Below are 17,582 nucleotides of genomic sequence, written 5' to 3'. Positions count from 1 at the left end.
GCGGCGCCCCCGCGAGGGGGCGCCGCCTCTTTTTGTAGCGATTGCTTACCTGAGCATCGTGGTCTTCGCGGGGTCGCGGGGTGGACGGAACCAGGAGCTGAAAGCTGATAGCTGACCGCTGAAAGCTCTGTTTGTGGCATGACCCCGTGCGGTTGTGCTACACTGCGTCCGTTGGTGAAAGGCTAGCGACATACTTTTCAGAAATCGTCTTGACTATGCCCCCTTCGGGGGGTAACATACTCGTTTGCGTGCTCGGCCTTTTTTCAACAATCCTTGCGGAGGAGAGTTAATTTGGTAACCCCTGTCGTGCGCCGGAAACGGCACCCTTACGCTCGGTTGCAGTCCACTGAAGTTCAGTTGCCGGACCTCGTCGAGATCCAGTTGAACTCTTTTGAGAAATTCCTGAACGAGGGTATTCAGAAGACCTTTACGGATATTTCACCCATCGAAGATTACACGGGCTCTTACGCCGTGGAGTTCGGCGAGAGCCGCTTCGAGGAGCCGCCCGTCTCCGCCGAAGAGTGCATGACGAAGGACAAGACGTACGCGGCGCCGCTCTTCGTCAAGGTGCGTTTCATAGTCAAGGAGACGGGCGAGGTCAGGGAGCAGGACGTCTTTATGGGCGACTTCCCGCTCATGACGCGCTCGGGGACCTTTATCATCAACGGGACCGAGCGGGTGGTGGTGACGCAGCTCGTGCGGTCGCCCGGCGCGTACATCATGGAGCCCAAGGACCAGACCAAGCAGGTTTTGACGGCGAGCCTCATGCCGAGCCGGGGGTCCTGGCTCGAGTTCGAGGTCGAGACCAAGGGCTACGTCTCGGTTCGTATAGACCGCAAGAGGAAGCTGCCCGTTACCGTGCTCTTGAAGGCGCTCGGGATGGGCGGGCCGGAGGAGATCCTCTCCCGCTTCGACGACTCGTGGCTGATCCGCAACACCCTGGAGCGCGACGACATCGCCTCGCAGGAGGAGGCGCTGCTCGAAGTCTTCAGGCGTCAGCGTCCCGGCGAGCCGGTCAACAAGGAGAACGCCGAGGGCCTCGTCAACACCCTCTTCTTCGACCCGAAGCGCTACGACCTTTCCGAGGTCGGGCGTTACAAGGTCAACAAGAAGCTCAGGCTCGAAGTGCCGCTGGAGAACCACACGCTCACCATCGAGGACATCGAGGGGTTGCTCGGCCGGCTCATCCAGACCTCCGAGGAGGTTGCGGAGGAGGAAGAGTTCGGCAGGATCAACTACGAGCGCATCCGGCACAAGCTCGACGAGTACGAGCACTTCGGCAACAGGCGCCTGAGGACCGTGGGAGAGTTGGTTCAGGAGGCTTTCCGGATCGGGATGTACCGCATGGAGCGCGTCGTCCGCGAGCGGATGACGACCCAGGACGAGGAGTCCATAACCCCCCAGTCGGTGGTCAACGTCAAGCCCGTGTCGAGCGCCATAAAGGAGTTCTTCGGCTCCTCCCAGCTCTCGCAGTTCATGGACCAGACGAACACGCTCTCCGGCCTCTCGCACAGGCGCCGCCTGAGCGCCATGGGCGCCGGCGGTCTCTCGCGTGAGCGGGCCCCCATAGAGGTTCGCGACGTGCATCCGACCCACTACGGGCGGATGTGCCCCATCGAGACGCCCGAGGGCCCGAACATCGGGCTTATAGGGCAGCTCTCGACGTTCGCGACCGTGGACGACTACGGGTTCGTCCAGACTCCTTACCGCAAGGTCGTCGACGGCAAGCTGACCGACGAGATCGAGTACCTCTCCGCCGACGAGGAGGAGGAGTTCACGATCGCCCAGGCCAACACGCCGGTCGACATGGAGACCGGCCAGATAGCCGAGGGCGAGCAGATCCTGGCCCGCCGCAAGGGGGGCGAGGTCTCCTCGGTCAGCCCCGACGAGGTCGATTACGTGGACGTGGCGCCCCTGCAGACGGTCTCCGTCGGCACCGCGCTCATCCCGTTTCTCGAGCACGACGACGCAAACCGCGCTCTCATGGGCGCGAACATGCAGCGCCAGGCCGTGCCGCTGCTCCGCAGCGAGGCCCCGTACGTCGGGACCGGCATGGAGTTTAGGGCCGCGGCCGACACGGGCGACGTCATCCTGGCGCGCAACGCCGGCAAGGTCGAGCGGGTCGTGGCCAGCAGGATCTCGGTCCGCCGCAACGACGGCGGGGTGGACGAGTACCCGCTGCGCAAGTTCGCCCGCTCCAACCAGGGCACCTGCGTCAACCAGAGGCCGCTCGTCACGGAGGGCGAGGAGGTCGAGGCCGGTACGGTCATGGCCGACGGGTCCTCGACGGATCAGGGCGAACTCGCCCTGGGCAAGAACATGCTCGTGGCTTTCATGCCGTGGGAAGGGTTCAACTTCGAGGACGCGATCATCATCTCCGAGCGGATAGTCAAGGACGACGTCCTCTCCTCCATCCACATCCAGGAGCACGAGATCCAGGCCAGGGACACCAAGCTCGGCCCCGAGGAGATCACGCGCGACATCCCGAACGCCTCGGACGACGTGCTGATGAACCTGGACATGGACGGCATCATCCGCATAGGCGCCGAGGTGGGCTCCGGCGACGTGCTGGTCGGCAAGGTGACGCCCAAGGGCGAGTCCGAGCCGACGCCGGAGGAGAAGCTGCTTCGCGCCATCTTCGGCGAGAAGGCCCGCGAGGTGAAGGACTCCTCCCTCAAGGTGCCCCACGGCGAGGGCGGCGTCGTCATCGACGTGAAGCGGTTCAGCCGCGACGCGGGCGACGAGCTGCAGCCCGGCGTCAACGAGCAGGTCCGGGTCTTCGTGGCCAAGAAGCGCAAGATCGCGGAGGGCGACAAGCTCGCCGGTCGGCACGGCAACAAGGGCGTCATCTCCAAGATCGTGCCGGAGGAGGACATGCCGTTCATGGAGGACGGCCGCCCGGTGGACGTCATTCTGTCCCCCCTCGGCGTGCCGAGCCGCATGAACATCGGCCAGATCCTGGAGACCCACCTGGTCTGGGCCGCGAGCCAGGGGCTCGGCGAGAGCGAGGAGCCCACGTTCGTCTCCACGCCGGTCTTCTCAGGCGCCGAGATCGAGGACATCGACAAGGCCATCGAGAAGGTCAACAACAACGGTGGGGCGAAGACCGGGATGGGCCGCGGCGGCAAGGTGACGCTCTACGACGGGCGCACCGGGGAGCCGTTCGACGGCAGGATCACGGTCGGCTACATGTACATCCTTAAGCTCCTCCACCTCGTGGACGACAAGATCCACGCGAGGAGCACGGGCCCGTACTCCCTCGTCACGCAGCAGCCTTTGGGCGGTAAGGCCCAGTTCGGCGGCCAGCGCTTCGGCGAGATGGAGGTGTGGGCGCTCGAAGCCTACGGCGCCGCGCACACCCTGCAGGAGCTCTTGACCATCAAGAGCGACGACAGGGTCGGCCGCGTCAAGAGCTACGAGTCGATAGTGAAGGGCGAGAACATACCCGAGCCCGGGGTGCCGGCGAGCTTCAAGGTGCTTCTCAAGGAGATGCAGTCCTTGGGTCTCTCGGTCAAGCCGGTCTACAACGCCGAGGCCGCCGCGGAGGACACCGAGCGGCGCGACTGGGACGAGGCCGCCAGGGCTCTGGGGATCAACCTCAGCCGCGACGAACCGACGGGCAACCTGGACGACGTGCCGGACGCCTTCGGCAGGGGAGGAGCATAGAGCGTGCAGGGACTTGAGCGCGACATAGACATAAACAAACTGGAGAAGATCTCCATCGGCCTCGCCTCGGCCGAGGAGATCCGGGAGTGGTCCCGCGGCGAAGTAACCAAGCCCGAGACCATCAACTACCGCACTTTGCGTCCCGAGAAGGACGGCCTCTTCGACGAGCGCATCTTCGGCCCGTCGAAGGACTGGGAGTGCTACTGCGGCAAGTACAAGAGGATCCGGTTCAAGGGCATCATCTGCGAGCGCTGCGGCGTCGAGGTGACGCGGGCGAGGGTGCGCCGCGACCGGATGGGCCACATCGAGCTCGCCGCGCCCGTGGCGCACGTGTGGTTCGTCAAGGGCGTTCCGAGCCGGATGGGCTATTTGCTCGACATCAGCCCGAAGGAGCTCGATCGGGTTCTGTACTTCGCGAGCTCCATCGTTACGTGGGTGGACCGCGAGGAGCGGGCGAACGACATAGACCTGCTCCGCGGGCGGGTCGAGGATGAGATCAAGCAGCTAGAGCAGGACAGGGACGAGGAGATCGACCAGGTCCACGCCCTGCGCACCAAGCGCGAGAGCGTCATAAACGGCGACAGCTCCCCGGACGAGTTCACCGAGGAGTTCGCGGAGATCGAGGAAGAGAACCGCGAGGCGACGGTCGCCAAGGTCCACAAGGAGGCCGAGGATTCCATAGCGGACATCCAGCGCTCCACGACGGACCAGATCGCGCTCGTCAGGCGTTCCTGGGAGGAGTTCCAGACCCTGGAGCCGCGCCAGATCGTGGACGACGAGGAATTGTTCCGCGAGATGAAGGACCGCTTCGGCGACGAGTACGGCTACGGCGTGTACTTCCGCGGCGGCATGGGCGCCGAGGCCGTCAAGGACCTCATCCAGCAGGTCGACCTCGTCGAGGAGGCCCAGGACCTGCGCGACACCGTCGTCTCCTCCAAGGGCCAGAAGCGCCAGAAGGCCATCAAGCGCCTGAAGGTCGTCGACGCGTTCCGCACCAGCGGCAACGGACCCGAGTGGATGATCATGGAGGCCATCCCGGTCCTCCCGCCCGACCTCCGCCCGATGGTCCAGCTCGACGGCGGACGCTTCGCGACCTCCGACCTGAACGACCTGTACCGGCGCGTCATAAACCGGAACAACAGGCTTCGTCGCCTGCTCGACCTCGGGGCTCCCGACGTGATCGTGAACAACGAGAAGCGGATGCTCCAGGAGGCGGTCGACGCCCTCTTCGATAACGGCCGCCGTGGCCGCGCCGTCACCGGCGCCGGCAACCGCGCCCTGAAGTCGCTCAGCGATATGCTCAAGGGCAAGCAGGGCAGGTTCCGCCAGAACCTGCTCGGCAAGCGCGTCGACTACTCCGGCCGTTCCGTCATCGTGGTCGGCCCCGGGCTCAAGATGCACCAGTGCGGCCTGCCGCGCCTGATGGCGGTCGAGCTGTTCAAGCCGTTCGTGATGAAGGTGCTCGTCGACCGGGCATTGGCCCCGAACATCCGGAGCGCCAAGCAGATGGTCGAGCGGCTGCGTCCCGAGGTCTGGGACGTCTTGGAGGACGTGATCAAGGAGCACCCGGTGCTGCTCAACCGCGCGCCGACGCTCCACCGCCTGGGCATCCAGGCCTTCGAGCCGGTGCTGGTCGAGGGCAAGGCCATCCAGGTCCATCCGCTCGTGTGTTCCGCGTTCAACGCGGACTTCGACGGCGACCAGATGGCGGTCCACGTGCCGCTCTCGCCCGAGGCGCAGGCCGAGGCCCGCGTCCTGATGCTCTCGACGCAGAACATCCTGCTTCCGGCCAACGGGTTCCCGATCGCCGTTCCCTCGCAGGACATGGTGCTCGGTCTCTACTACATCACCTCCACCGGCGATGATTTCGAGAACGAGGAGCCGAAGGCGCTCATCTCCTCCTACGACGAGGCCGAGGCCGCGTACAAGGAGGGGACGCTCAAGATCCACAACAAGGTCATCGCCCGGCGCAACGGCGGTCGGATAGAGACGACCCTCGGGCGCGTCCTCTTCAACGAGAACGTCGAGCAGACCTTGAGGGATTATCTGGGCGACTCCTACGACCCGGCCGAATACCCCTACGTCAACCACGTGTTGAAGAAGGGCGAGATCAAGTCGCTCGTCTCCGAGTTCGTCGAGCGCTACCCGACCGAGCTCGTGAGCCAGCTTCTCGACACCCTCAAGAGGGTGGGCTTCCACACGGCTACGAAGGCTGGCATCTCCGTCGGCAAGAACGACATAGTCGTGCCGGAGCAGAAGGAAGGCATCCTGGAGAACTACCAGGGGCAGGTCGACGAGGTCGAGGAGCAGTGGGACCAGGGCTTTATCTCCGACGAGGAGAGCCTGGAGCGGACCATCGCCCTGTGGACGCAGGCCAAGAACGAGGTCGAGGACGCCATGAAGGGCAACCTCTGGCGCCTGAACCCGATCTTCATGATGGCCGACTCCGGCGCCCGCGGTAACTACTCGAACTTCACCCAGCTCGCCGGCATGCGAGGCCTGATGACCAACACGAAGGGCGAGATCATCCCGGAGCCCGTGAAGTCCAACTTCATAGAAGGCCTCTCGGTCCTCGAGTACTTCACCTCCACCCACGGCGCCAGGAAGGGCCAGGCCGACACGGCCCTGCGTACGGCGGACTCGGGCTACCTGACCCGCCGCCTCGTCGACGTCTCCCAGGACGTCGTCGTGAACGACGAGGACTGCGGCACCAACGGTTACGTCGACCTGCCGCTCTACCTCGAAGGCGGAAGGGGAGACGCGAACGACTCCGTCGCGGCCCGCTTTCTGGCCCGCGACCTCGTGAACCCGGAGACGGGCGAGGTCGTCGCCGAGGCCGGCACGGACATCATGCCGCGCCTCCTCGCGAAGTGGCGGGAGGAGCTGCCGCGCGAGACGCTGGTGCCGGTAAGGACACCGGCGAAGTGCGAGAACCCGCACGGCGTCTGCCAGGCTTGCTACGGACGAGCCCTCTCCACCTACCGAGCGGTAGACGTGGGCGAGGCCGTCGGCATCATCGCGGCCCAGTCTATCGGCGAGCCGGGCACACAGCTCACGATGCGTACCTTCCACACCGGCGGCATCGCCGGCGAGGACATCACCGCGGGGCTCCCGAGGGTGGTCGAGCTCTTCGAGGCCAGGCACCCCAAGGCGGAGGCGACGCTGGCCGAGATCGACGGGATCGTCAGCCTGGAAGAGGCTGACTCAGACCGCATGATCACGGTGACCATCACCTCCCCGGATAACACCGAGGTGAGGGACTACAAGGTCGAGCGGAGGCTCTTGAAGCCGGAGTTCGTGGAAGGCGCCGAGGTCCGGGCGAACACCCCGATCACGGACGGCTCCGTCTACCCGCACGCCATCCTCGAGAACGACCTGCGCTACGACCGCGGCACCACCACCACCGAGCGCTACCTGGTGGGCGAGGTCCAGAAGGTCTACCGGGCCCAGGGCGTGGACATCCACGACAAGCACATCGAGGTGATAGTCCGCCAGATGCTGCGCAAGGTCGTCATAGACGACCCGGGCGACACGAAGCTCCTCCCCGAGCAGGTCGCCGACAAGTTCAACGTCCTGGCCGAGAACGCCAGGGTCGAAGAGGAGGAGGGCAAGCCCGCCACCTACCACACGATCCTGCTCGGCATCACCAAGGCCTCGCTCGCCACGGACAGCTTCCTCTCCGCCGCCTCTTTCCAGGAGACCGCCCGCGTCCTCACCGACGCGGCCATCGAGGGCAAGCAGGACGCGCTCGCCGGCCTCAAGGAGAACGTCATCATCGGCAAGCTCATCCCCGCGGCAACCGGCTTGCCCCGCTACAGGCAACTCACCGTCGCCGTCGAGGGGTACAAGGCCCGCGAGGTGGACGAGCTGGATATCGCTGCTTCATAGCTATCAGCTATCAGCGGTCAGCCTTCAGCTTTTTGGGCTGGGGGTTGACCGCTTTTTTGTTAGGGATGCGGTCAGCGCGGGTTCTGCGCGCGACCTGTAGCGTGGAAAAGTCCAGACGTCTGGAGAGGCCATGAGTGGAGCAGAAAGCTGACGGCTGAAAGCTGAAAGCTGGCAGCCAGCCCAGCTTGACATAGCTGGGCTCTGCGCCTAAAATCATGCATCGCGGTTACGAACTGTTGCTTTCGGGTAACCCTGTTCTTGTACCGCGATTTGTGACGTTGTAGAAGCCCCCTTTTCAAGCAGAGAGAGAGGCGCGGCCATGCCGACGACCAACCAACTCGTGCGCCACGAGCGCGAGCGACAGACACAGAAGACGGCGACGCCCGCGCTGCAGGGGGCGCCACAGCAGGCGGGGGTCTGCACCCGCGTCTCGACGACCACGCCCAAGAAGCCGAACTCGGCGCTGCGTAAGATCGCCCGCGTCAGGCTCAAGAACGGGCACGAGGTTACCGCCTACGTGCCGGGCGAGGGGCACAACCTGCAGGAGCACTCCGTGGTGCTGGTGCGCGGCGGCCGGGTGAAGGACCTGCCCGGCGTGCGCTACAAGATCGTGCGCGGCGCGCTCGACACGCTCGGGGTCAACAACCGCAAGCAGGGGCGCTCCAAGTACGGAACGAAGAAGGGGTAGGAGGAGAGATGCCCAGGAGAGCAGCGCCGCCGAAGAAAAAGATAACCGGAGATCCCGTCTACGGGAGCGTGACGGTCCAGCAGTTGATCAACAAGATAATGCTGGACGGCAAGAAGAGCACGTCCGAGAAGATCGTCTACGACGCCCTCTCGTACATCGAGGAGCGCACCGGCACGAGCCCTGTGACGGTCCTGAACAACGCCCTGGACAACATCCGTCCGCGCATCGAGGTCAAGAGCCGCCGCGTCGGTGGCGCTACCTACCAGGTGCCGGTCGAGGTGGTTCCGCGCAGGGCGAACACGCTGGCGCTGCGCTGGATGGTCGGGTTCGCCCGGGCGCGCCGCGAGAAGACGATGGGCCGGAGGCTGGCCGGGGAGATCCTGGACGCCAAGGACAACATCGGCTCCAGCGTGAAGCGTAAAGAGGACACCCACCGGATGGCAGAGGCCAACCGGGCGTTCGCACACTACAGGTGGTAGCGAGGTAGAAGATGGCTGTACAAGTTCCTAAAAAGACGCCGCTAAGGCGAGTGAGAAATATCGGCATCATGGCCCACATCGATGCCGGCAAGACGACGACCACCGAGCGCATCCTGCTCTACACGGGCCTTACCCACAAACTGGGCGAGGTCCACGACGGCAACGCCGTTATGGACTGGATGGCCCAGGAGCGCGAGCGCGGCATCACGATCACCTCCGCCGCGACCACGGTCTTCTGGGGCGGCACCGAGGGCTCGGGCAAGAACGGCAAGGGCGAGCACGAGGGCGTCCATAGCCGCATCCCCGAGCAGCACCGCATCAACATCATAGACACGCCCGGGCACGTGGACTTCACCGTAGAGGTGGAGCGGAGCCTGCGCGTGCTCGACGGTTCGATAGCGCTGTTCGACTCTGTCGCCGGTGTGGAGCCGCAGTCGGAGACGGTGTGGCGCCAGGCGGACAAGTACGGGGTTCCCCGAATAGCGTTCGTCAACAAGATGGACCGCATCGGGGCCGACTTCTACAAGGCCGTTGGGACCATGGTCGATCGTTTGAACGCCAACGCCGTGCCGGTCCAGTTGCCGATAGGGGCCGAGAGCGAGTTCCAGGGCATCGTCGACCTCGTCGAGATGCGTGCCATCGTCTACACGGACGACCTGGGCGCGACCTGGGAAGTGACGGACATCCCCGAGGACATTCAGGGTCTCGCCGACGAGTACCGGGAGAAGCTGCTCGAGGCCGTCGCCGACCAGGACGAAGAGTTGATGATGATGTACCTGGAGGGTGAGGAGATGGACGTGGAGCAGATCCGCGCCGCCATCCGCAAGGCCACCCTCGCGAACCAGATGACCCCCGTCTTCGTCGGTTCGGCCTTCAAGAACAAGGGCGTCCAGCCGCTGCTCGACGGTGTGGTGGACTACCTGCCGAGCCCGCTCGACGTGCCGCCCGTCGAGGGCAAGACGCTCGAAGGCGAGCCCGTCACCCGCGAGGCCGACGAGAACGGCCCGCTCTCCGCGCTCGTCTTCAAGGTGCAGAGCGACCCGCACGTCGGCAAGCTGACGTACATGAGGGTCTACTCCGGTACGCTCAAGGCCGGTTCCTACGTCATGAACACGACCAAGGGGCGCCGCGAGCGGGTGGGACGTCTCTTGCAGCTACACGCGAACAGCCGCGAGCAGCGCGACGAGGTTTACGCGGGTGAGCTGGTGGCCGCCATCGGGCTCTCGAACTCCGGGACGGGCGACACGCTCGTTGCGGCCGACGACTCCGAGCAGATCGTGCTCGAGGAGATGATCTTCCCGGAGCCGGTCATCGACCAGGCCATCGAGCCGAAGACGAAGGCCGACCAGGAGAAGCTTACCGTCGCCCTCCAGCGTCTCGCCGAGGAGGACCCGACGTTCTCCGTGCGCAGCGACGAGGAGACGGGCCAGACCGTTATCGCGGGCATGGGCGAGCTGCACCTGGAGATCATCGTCGACAGGTTGCTTCGCGAGTTCAGGGTGGACGCCAACATCGGCCGCCCGCAGGTCGCCTACAGGGAGACCATCCGCAAGCGCGTCGAGGGCATCGAGGGCCGCTTCGTGCGCCAGACCGGTGGTCGCGGCCAGTACGGCCACGCGGTCATCAACATGGAGCACAACGAGGAGCAGGGCTACGAGTTCGAGAACAAGATCGTCGGCGGTGTGATCCCCCGCGAGTACATCCCGAGCGTGGATAAGGGCATCAAGGGCGCCATGGATTCCGGTGTCGTGGCCGGGTTCCCGGTCGTCGACATCAGGGTCGAGCTCGTCGACGGTTCTTTCCACGACGTGGACTCCTCCGAGATGGCGTTCCAGATCGCGGGTTCGATGGCCGCGCAGGAGGCGCTCAAGAGGGCCAACCCGGTTCTGCTGGAGCCGATAATGGACGTCGAGGTCGTCATGCCCGAGGAGTTCATGGGCGACGTCATGGGCGACCTGAGCAGCCGCCGGGGACAGATTCAGGGCATGGACTCCCGCGGCGGCGGGCAGGTCATCCGGGCTATGGTGCCGCTCTCCGAGATGTTCGGTTACGCGACCACCGTCCGCTCCAAGACTCAAGGGCGCGCCACGTTCACCATGCAGTTCGACCACTACGACGAGGTGCCGAAGAGCATCGCGCAGGAGATCGCCGAGAGGGGCTAGAGCCCCCCTCCGGCGTTAATAGAAACAGGAGAGGAGAACCCGATGTCCAGAGGGAAGTTCGAGAGGAACAAGCCGCACCTGAACGTGGGCACCATAGGCCACGTCGACCACGGCAAGACCACGCTCACCGCGGCGATCACCAAGACCCTGGCCAAGGCCGTGCCCAACGACCCGGCCAACCGCGAGGTCGCCTTCGACCAGATAGACAACGCCCCCGAGGAGCGCCAGCGCGGGATCACCATAGCCACCAGCCACCAGGAGTACGCCACCGAGAACCGCCACTACGCCCACGTCGACTGCCCGGGCCACGCCGACTACGTGAAGAACATGATCACCGGCGCCGCCCAGATGGACGGGGCGATCCTGGTGGTCTCCGCCGCCGACGGGCCGATGCCCCAGACGCGCGAGCACATCCTCTTGGCGCGCCAGGTGGGGGTGCCCTACATAGTGGTCTTTTTGAACAAGGCCGACATGGTCGACGACGAGGAGCTTTTGGAGCTGGTGGAGATGGAGGTTCGGGAGCTTTTGTCCGAGTACGACTTCCCGGGCGACGACGTGCCGGTTGTCGTGGGCTCCGCCTTGAAGGCGCTGGAGGGGGACGACTCGGAGTACGGGGAGCCGGCCATCCTCAGGCTGATGGAGGCGGTCGACTCGTACGTGCCCGAGCCCGAGCGGGACATAGACCGCGACTTTTTGTTGGCCGTCGAGGACGTCTTCACGATCCAGGGGCGAGGCACGGTGGCCACCGGGCGCGTGGAGACCGGCCAGATAGCGGTCAACACGGAGGTGGAGATCGTCGGCATCCGGCCCACGCGCAAGACGGTGGTGACGGGGGTCGAGATGTTCAACAAGTCGATGGACTCGGCCCAGGCCGGCGACAACATAGGCGCCCTGCTTCGCGGGCTCAAGCGCGACGACGTGGAGCGTGGGCAGGTTTTGGCCAAGCCCGGCACGATAACGCCCCACACCCGCTTCAAGGCGGAGGTGTACGTGCTTTCCAAGGAGGAGGGGGGGCGCCACACGCCGTTCTTCACCAACTACCGGCCGCAGTTCTACTTCCGCACCACCGACGTGACGGGGAGATAAGGCTCGAGGAGGGGGTGGAGATGGTGATGCCCGGGGACAACACGGTGATGGAGGTTGAGCTGATAAGCCCGATAGCGATGGACGAGGGGCTCAACTTCGCCATCCGCGAGGGCGGCCGCACCGTCGGCGCCGGCGTCGTAACGGAAATAGTGGAATAGCATGGCCGTATCGAAGATCAGGATAAAGCTCAAGGCTTACGACCACGAGGTTATAGACAAGACCGCGAAGTCGATAGTCGAGACGGCGGAGCGGACGGGGGCCTTTGTCTTCGGCCCCGTCCCGCTGCCGACGAAGAAGAGCCGCTACACGGTGATCCGTGGTCCCTTCAAGGACAAGGACTCCCGCGAGCACTTCCAGTTGCACACCCACAAGCGCCTCATAGACATCCAGCAGCCCACGCCGCGCACGGTCGACTCGTTGCAGCGGCTGGACCTGCCGTCCGGCGTGAATATCGAGATCAAGGCGACCTAGAGTTATGGCTACGGCAGTTTTCGGAAAGAAGAAACAGATGACCCGGGCCTTCCAGGACGACGGCACGCTGGTCGGCGTAACCGTGATCGAGGTCGAGCCGAACCTGGTGACCGCGGTCCGCACCCCTGACGAAGACGGCTACGAGGCCGTTCAGGTCGGCTTCGGCACCGCGAAGTCGAGCCGCACGAACAGGGCCCACTCGGGCACCTTCGCCAAGGTCGACGCCCCGCCCCGCAGGCACCTCAAGGAGCTTCGCGGCGTTTCGGGCGAGGTCGGCGGCACCATCGGCGCCGACGTCTTCGAGGTCGGTGACAGGGTCCACGTTAGCTCCACCTCCAAGGGAAAGGGCTTCCAGGGCACCGTCAAGCGCCACGGCTTCGGTCGTGGCCCGGTGAGCCACGGCTCGCACAACGTGCGGGCCCCCGGTTCGGCGGGTGCTTCGGCCGACCCGGCCCGTATCTTCAAGGGCCAGAAGATGCCCGGGCAGATGGGCAACAAGACGGCGACCGTGCGCAACCTCGAGGTCGTCGCGGTCGACGCCGAGAAGGGCGAGCTGTGGGTCCGGGGCGGCGTCCCGGGCGGCAGGAACGCCGTTGTGAAGATCAGAAAGGCGGGTGAGTAGGATGGCGCAGGCGCACCTCTTCGACGCCCGCAGCGGCAACAAGTCCTCGCTGGACCTCGAAGGCCCGCGCTTCGGCACGGAGCCGAACGAGCACGTGATCCACAGGGCCGTCGTCGCCGAGCTCGACAACCGGCGCGCGTACACGGCCCACACCAAGGGCCGCAGCGACGTCCGGGGCTCGGGCGCGAAGCTGTACCGGCAGAAGGGCACGGGCCGCGCCCGGGCGGGCGACGCCCAGTCCCCGACCCGCTACGGCGGCGGCACCTGGGGCGGCCCCAAGACCAAGCCGGCCCGCTACGGCAAGCGCATAAACCGCAAGGAAGCGAGGGCCGCCTTCGACGGCGCGCTCTCCGCCAAGGCCGCCGACGGCGAGGTCTACGTAGTCGACTCGCTCGCCTTCGAGAAGCCCTCCACCAAGCAGGCCAAAGAGCTGCTCGGGAACATGGGGGTCCAGGGGCCGGTGCTGGTGGTTCTTACGGAGGACGACGCGAACGCGGCGCTCTCTTTCAGGAACCTGCCGAAAGTCACGGTCACAGGGCCGCGCGAGTACGGGGTCTACGAGCTCTTGAGGGCGCGCGAGGTCGTTTTCTCGCGGGCGGCGTACTCCAAGCTCGCCGGGAACCGGGAGGAAGGGTAATGGATCCGCATCAGGTAATCATCCGTCCGGTCATCTCGGAGAGGAGCTACAACCTCATCGAGACGGAGGGGCAGTACACCTTCCAGGTAGACCGGCGGGCGAACAAGAACCAGATCAAACGCGCCGTGGAGGGGGCCTTCGACGTCAGCGTCGCGAGGGTCAACACGGTGAACGTCAAGAGCAAGCCCAAGCGTCAGGGCCTCACCAGGGGCCGGACGGCCGTGTGGAAGAAGGCCGTCGTGAAGCTGGCGCCGGGCGAGAGCATAGAGCTGTTCGAGGGAGTCTAGGATGCCTGCGAGACGTTACAAGCCGACGAGCGCTGGCCGCAGGAACTCCTCGGTCCTCACGCGCGACTCGGTTACCAGAGACAAGCCGGAGAAGAAGCTTACTACCAAGCTGCACAAGACCGGCGGCCGGAACAACAAGGGCCGCATAACGACCCGCCACATCGGCGGCGGCCACAAGCGGCGCTACCGCCTCATAGATTTCAAGCGGCGCAAGGACGGCGTGCCGGCGACGGTCGCCGCCATCGAGTACGACCCGAACCGCTCGGCCAACATAGCCTTGCTCCACTACCACGACGGCGAGAAGCGCTACATCCTCGCCCCGAGGAACCTGACCGTCGGCTCGCTCGTGATGAGCGGCCCCGACGCAGAGGTGGACGTCGGGAACACGCTGCCGCTGAACAGGATCCCGGTCGGCACCGTGGTCCACGCGGTCGAGCTAGAGCCTGGCCGCGGGGCCCAGATGGCCCGCAGCGCCGGGACGAGCGCCCAGCTCACGGCGCGCGAGGGGAGCCTGGTTACGCTCAGGCTGCCTAGCGGCGAGCGCCGCAGGGTCCGCTCCGAGTGCCGGGCGACCGTCGGGGTCGTCGGGAACCAGTCGCACCAGAATGTCCGGTGGGGCAAGGCCGGCCGGAAGCGCCACCTCGGGATCCGTCCCACGGTGCGTGGTACGGTCATGAACCCGGTCGACCACCCTCATGGTGGTGGCGAGGGCAAGAGCACGCCGGGTCGTGCGCCCGTCACGCCTTGGGGCAAGATCACCCAGGGGTCGCCGACCCGCAAGAAGCACAAGCGTTCGGACGCCATGATCGTGCGCCGGCGCAGGAAAGGAAGGAGGCGCTAGGTGACGCGCTCATCGAAAAAAGAGCCGTTCGTAGAGGAGCGCCTGATGGAGCGCATCCTCCGCATGAACGAGAACAACGAAAAGCGGATGCTCAAGACGTGGAGCCGGGCGTCTGTGGTCTACCCCGAGTTCGTCGGCCACACCATCGCCGTCCACGACGGGCGCAAGCACGTGCCCGTCTACTGCACGGAGTCGATGGTGGGCCACAAGCTCGGCGAGTTCGCCCCGACGCGGACCTTCCGCACCCACCTCAAGAGCGACCGGACCGCGAGGCGCCGATGAAGGCCGTCGCGAAGTTCGTCCGCATAGCCCCGCGCAAGGCGCGGCTGGTGGCCGACGAGGTCAGGGGCAAGAGTGTCCCCGAGGCCGTCACCACCCTGCAGTTCACCAACAAGCGGGCCGCCGGCATCGTCGGCGACGTCATAAAGAGCGCCGCCGCGAACGCGGAGCACAACGACGACGTCGCCATAGACGACCTGTTCGTGCGGGACGTCAGGGTGGACGAGGGGCCGACCATCAAGAGGTACAGGGCCCGCGCCATGGGGCGGGCGACCATGATCCGCAAGCGCACCAGCCACATAAGCGTCGTGCTTGGTGTCCCCGCCGGAGTCACGGTGGGCACGCCCGGAAGCGAGGACGAGGAGTAGTATGGGTCAGAAAGTACATCCAGAGGGCTTCCGCCTCGGCGTCAAGCGCAAGGGCGAGAAGGTAGATTTCAAGAGCAGCTGGTACTCGGACAGGGATTACGCCGCGTTGCTCGGCGAGGACCTCAAGATCCGGGAGCACATCGAGAAGAAGCTCACGCGGGCCGGCATAGCGGACGTCAAGATCCGCAAGGCCGCCGAGCAGGGCGAGGTCGCGGTGGACATCCACACCGCCCGCCCCGGCATCGTTATCGGCAAGGGCGGCAGCGAAGTGGACGCCCTGCGCAACGAGTTGGAGCGCCTCACCAAGAAGAAGGTCCAGGTCAACGTGCGCGAGGTCCCGCGGCCCGAGCTCAACGCCGCGCTCGTTGCGGAGTCCATCGCGGAGCAACTCGTGAGCCGGGCCGCGTTCCGGCGGACCATGAAGCGGGCCCTGACGAGTTCCATGCGGAGTGGGGCAGAGGGGGCCAGGATCCAGTGCGGCGGTCGTTTGGGCGGTATCGAGATGAGCCGTTCCGAGACCATCTCCGAGGGCCGGGTACCGCTCCATACTTTGGATGCGGACATAGATTACGGGTTCCGCGAGGCGAAGACGCAGATGGGCCAGATCGGGGTAAAGGTCTGGATCAACCACGGCGTTCACGACGAGCAGCCAGAAGCGATCAGGCGGTAGAGGGCGATGCTAGTACCGAAGAAGCTCAAGTACAGGAAGCCCCACAGGGGCAGGATGCGGGGCCAGGCCAAGGGCGGCACCGACGTGCAGTTCGGCGAGTATGGGCTGCAGGCGCTGGAGCCGGCCTGGATCAGCAACCGCCAGATAGAGGCGGCCCGTATCGCGATGACCAGGAAGATCAAGCGCGGAGGGAAGGTCTGGATCAACATCTTCCCCCACAAGCCCTTCACCAAGAAGGCCGCCGAGACCCGCATGGGCTCGGGCAAGGGCTCTCCCGAGGGCTACGTCGCCGTGGTCAAGCCGGGGCGCGTGATGTTCGAGATGAGCGGCGTGAACGAGGAGCTCGCGCGGGAGGCCATGAGCCTCGCCGCCCAGAAGCTCCCCATAAAAACCCGCTTCCTGGCGCGGGGGGGTGGACAGTAGATGAAGGTCGCGGAAGTGCGCGAGCTGGACGTAACGCAGCTTGAGAACCGCCTCGCCGAGACGCGGCGCGAGCTCTTCAACCTGCGCTTCCAGCACGCCACCGGGCAGTTGGAGAACACGGGACAGATCAAAGAGGTCCGCAAGAACATAGCCCGGATACTCACCGTCCTGAACCAGAAACAGCAGGAGAACGGATAGTGACTGAGGAAGAGAAAAACCAGAACGGGGCGCCCGAGGGTACCCCGGAGGGCGCAACCGAAGAGCGGCCTCCCGAGACGCCGCAGGACCTGATAGAGGGCGCCGAGAGCGGCGAGGCCGTAGAGGCCGGCCTGGACCTCGGTCCGGCCAAGGGCCCGGCGCTCGACCAGGACGAGGGCCAGATCCAGCACGACACCGAGCGCAACCGCCGCAAGGAACGGGTCGGCCTGGTCGTTTCCGACGCCCCGGAGAAGACCGTTACGGTCGCGGTGGAGGCGCTGGTGCGCCATCCGAAGTACAAGAAGCGCGTGCGCCGCTCCAAGAAGTTCATGGTGCACGACGAGGGCAACGAGGCCCGCATCGGGGACACGGTCAGGATCATCGAGACCCGCCCGATCTCTGCGCGCAAGCGCTGGCGGCTGGCAAACATCGTTTCGAGGGCCGAGTAGTGATCCAGCAAGAATCCAGACTGAGGGTCGCGGACAACACGGGCGCCAGGAGTATTCTGACGATCCGGGTTCTCGGCGGCAGTAAAAGAAGGAATGCCGGGGTCGGCGACGTCATCGTGGCGACGGTCAAGGAGGCCACGCCAGGGGGTGCCGTCAAGAAGGGCGAGGTCGTGCGGGCCGTGGTGGTGCGAACGAAGAAGGAGACGCGCCGGGACGACGGCTCGTACATCCGCTTCGGCGAAAACGCCGGCGTCATCATCAACCAGGACGGGGCCCCGAGGGGGACCCGCATCTTCGGGCCGGTGGCGCGCGAGCTCAGAGAGAAGGGCTACACGAGGATCATCTCGCTGGCCCCGGAGGTGCTCTAG

Annotated in this window: 16 protein-coding genes and 2 pseudogenes; all 18 read left to right on the top strand. The window is 65.5% G+C overall.

The features are described 5' to 3' along the window. The first annotated feature begins 306 nt into the window (after window positions 1–306). The 18 genes and pseudogenes from rpoB (at window position 307) to rplN (ending at window position 17,582) form a co-directional block, all read left to right on the top strand. Window positions 307–3,666: a DNA-directed RNA polymerase subunit beta gene (gene rpoB / locus GBA63_RS14415; RefSeq protein WP_228282582.1), complete on the top strand. Its 3,360-nt coding sequence runs from the start codon at window positions 307–309 to the stop codon at window positions 3,664–3,666. Between the two features lie 30 nt (window positions 3,667–3,696). Beyond that, window positions 3,697–7,554 carry a DNA-directed RNA polymerase subunit beta' gene (locus GBA63_RS14410; protein ID WP_407690852.1) on the top strand — a complete coding sequence of 1,286 codons (3,858 nt, stop codon included), beginning with the start codon at window positions 3,697–3,699 and terminating at the stop codon, window positions 7,552–7,554. A 319-nt stretch (window positions 7,555–7,873) separates the two neighbouring features. Further along, window positions 7,874–8,242 carry a 30S ribosomal protein S12 gene (gene rpsL, locus GBA63_RS14405; protein WP_166177145.1) on the top strand — a complete coding sequence of 123 codons (369 nt, stop codon included), beginning with the start codon at window positions 7,874–7,876 and terminating at the stop codon, window positions 8,240–8,242. Window positions 8,243–8,250: 8 nt separating this feature from the next. Further along, complete coding sequence (rpsG, locus tag GBA63_RS14400) at window positions 8,251–8,721, top strand: 30S ribosomal protein S7 (protein ID WP_166177144.1); 471 nt, start codon at window positions 8,251–8,253, stop codon at window positions 8,719–8,721. A gap of 11 nt (window positions 8,722–8,732) precedes the next feature. Continuing rightward, window positions 8,733–10,883, top strand: coding sequence for an elongation factor G (gene fusA, locus GBA63_RS14395; protein WP_166177143.1), 2,151 nt, complete (start codon window positions 8,733–8,735; stop codon window positions 10,881–10,883). A 42-nt stretch (window positions 10,884–10,925) separates the two neighbouring features. After that, window positions 10,926–12,127 (top strand): annotated as a pseudogene (gene tuf, locus GBA63_RS14390) (elongation factor Tu). 1 nt (window position 12,128) lies between these two features. After that, window positions 12,129–12,440, top strand: a complete 312-nt coding sequence (gene rpsJ, locus GBA63_RS14385) for a 30S ribosomal protein S10 (RefSeq protein ID WP_166177142.1) — start codon at window positions 12,129–12,131, stop codon at window positions 12,438–12,440. Between the two features lie 4 nt (window positions 12,441–12,444). Further along, a complete protein-coding gene (rplC, locus tag GBA63_RS14380; protein WP_166177141.1) occupies window positions 12,445–13,062 on the top strand; it encodes a 50S ribosomal protein L3 in 618 nt (205 codons plus the stop codon). A gap of 1 nt (window position 13,063) precedes the next feature. Then, on the top strand, window positions 13,064–13,699 hold the full coding sequence (gene rplD / locus GBA63_RS14375; RefSeq protein WP_228282581.1) for a 50S ribosomal protein L4: 636 nt from the start codon (window positions 13,064–13,066) through the stop codon (window positions 13,697–13,699). Further along, window positions 13,699–13,986, top strand: coding sequence for a 50S ribosomal protein L23 (rplW, locus tag GBA63_RS14370; protein WP_166177139.1), 288 nt, complete (start codon window positions 13,699–13,701; stop codon window positions 13,984–13,986). Before rplD ends, rplW begins: the two co-directional genes overlap by 1 nt. Window position 13,987: 1 nt before the next feature. Beyond that, window positions 13,988–14,827, top strand: a complete 840-nt coding sequence (rplB, locus tag GBA63_RS14365) for a 50S ribosomal protein L2 (protein WP_166177138.1) — start codon at window positions 13,988–13,990, stop codon at window positions 14,825–14,827. Then, the gene (rpsS, locus tag GBA63_RS14360) at window positions 14,828–15,109 is read left to right on the top strand and encodes a 30S ribosomal protein S19 (protein ID WP_166177137.1); all 282 of its coding nucleotides are present in this window, start codon (window positions 14,828–14,830) and stop codon (window positions 15,107–15,109) included. After that, the gene (gene rplV / locus GBA63_RS14355; protein ID WP_166177136.1) at window positions 15,106–15,474 is read left to right on the top strand and encodes a 50S ribosomal protein L22; all 369 of its coding nucleotides are present in this window, start codon (window positions 15,106–15,108) and stop codon (window positions 15,472–15,474) included. Before rpsS ends, rplV begins: the two co-directional genes overlap by 4 nt. A gap of 1 nt (window position 15,475) precedes the next feature. Beyond that, window positions 15,476–16,108: pseudogene (rpsC, locus tag GBA63_RS14350) on the top strand (30S ribosomal protein S3); the annotation flags it as partial. A gap of 42 nt (window positions 16,109–16,150) precedes the next feature. Beyond that, window positions 16,151–16,567 (top strand): 50S ribosomal protein L16, encoded by a 417-nt coding sequence (rplP, locus tag GBA63_RS14345; protein WP_166177134.1) that lies wholly within the window; start codon window positions 16,151–16,153, stop codon window positions 16,565–16,567. Then, entirely contained in the window at window positions 16,568–16,765 is a 198-nt protein-coding gene (gene rpmC, locus GBA63_RS14340; RefSeq protein ID WP_166177133.1) for a 50S ribosomal protein L29, read from the top strand. Then, the gene (gene rpsQ, locus GBA63_RS24440; protein ID WP_407690818.1) at window positions 16,765–17,214 is read left to right on the top strand and encodes a 30S ribosomal protein S17; all 450 of its coding nucleotides are present in this window, start codon (window positions 16,765–16,767) and stop codon (window positions 17,212–17,214) included. The genes rpmC and rpsQ overlap by 1 nt, the downstream gene beginning before the upstream one ends. Further along, window positions 17,214–17,582: a 50S ribosomal protein L14 gene (gene rplN, locus GBA63_RS14330; protein ID WP_166177132.1), complete on the top strand. Its 369-nt coding sequence runs from the start codon at window positions 17,214–17,216 to the stop codon at window positions 17,580–17,582. Before rpsQ ends, rplN begins: the two co-directional genes overlap by 1 nt.

This window comes from Rubrobacter tropicus, assembly GCF_011492945.1.
GTDB classification, from domain to species: Bacteria; Actinomycetota; Rubrobacteria; order Rubrobacterales; family Rubrobacteraceae; genus Rubrobacter_D; species Rubrobacter_D tropicus.
Note: the sequence above shows the minus strand (reverse complement) of the source record. Positions and strands in the feature narration are given on the sequence as shown.

Excerpts from the sequence above, each read along its gene's own strand:
- rpsL (WP_166177145.1), top strand. The coding sequence starts at position 7,874 with ATGCCGACGACCAACCAACTCGTGCGCCACGAGCGCGAGCGACAGACA.
- rpsG (WP_166177144.1), top strand. The coding sequence starts at position 8,251 with ATGCCCAGGAGAGCAGCGCCGCCGAAGAAAAAGATAACCGGAGATCCC.
- fusA (WP_166177143.1), top strand. The coding sequence starts at position 8,733 with ATGGCTGTACAAGTTCCTAAAAAGACGCCGCTAAGGCGAGTGAGAAAT.
- rpsJ (WP_166177142.1), top strand. The coding sequence starts at position 12,129 with ATGGCCGTATCGAAGATCAGGATAAAGCTCAAGGCTTACGACCACGAG.
- rplC (WP_166177141.1), top strand. The coding sequence starts at position 12,445 with ATGGCTACGGCAGTTTTCGGAAAGAAGAAACAGATGACCCGGGCCTTC.
- rplD (WP_228282581.1), top strand. The coding sequence starts at position 13,064 with ATGGCGCAGGCGCACCTCTTCGACGCCCGCAGCGGCAACAAGTCCTCG.
- rplW (WP_166177139.1), top strand. The coding sequence starts at position 13,699 with ATGGATCCGCATCAGGTAATCATCCGTCCGGTCATCTCGGAGAGGAGC.
- rplB (WP_166177138.1), top strand. The coding sequence starts at position 13,988 with ATGCCTGCGAGACGTTACAAGCCGACGAGCGCTGGCCGCAGGAACTCC.
- rplV (WP_166177136.1), top strand. The coding sequence starts at position 15,106 with ATGAAGGCCGTCGCGAAGTTCGTCCGCATAGCCCCGCGCAAGGCGCGG.
- rplP (WP_166177134.1), top strand. The coding sequence starts at position 16,151 with ATGCTAGTACCGAAGAAGCTCAAGTACAGGAAGCCCCACAGGGGCAGG.
- rpmC (WP_166177133.1), top strand. The coding sequence starts at position 16,568 with ATGAAGGTCGCGGAAGTGCGCGAGCTGGACGTAACGCAGCTTGAGAAC.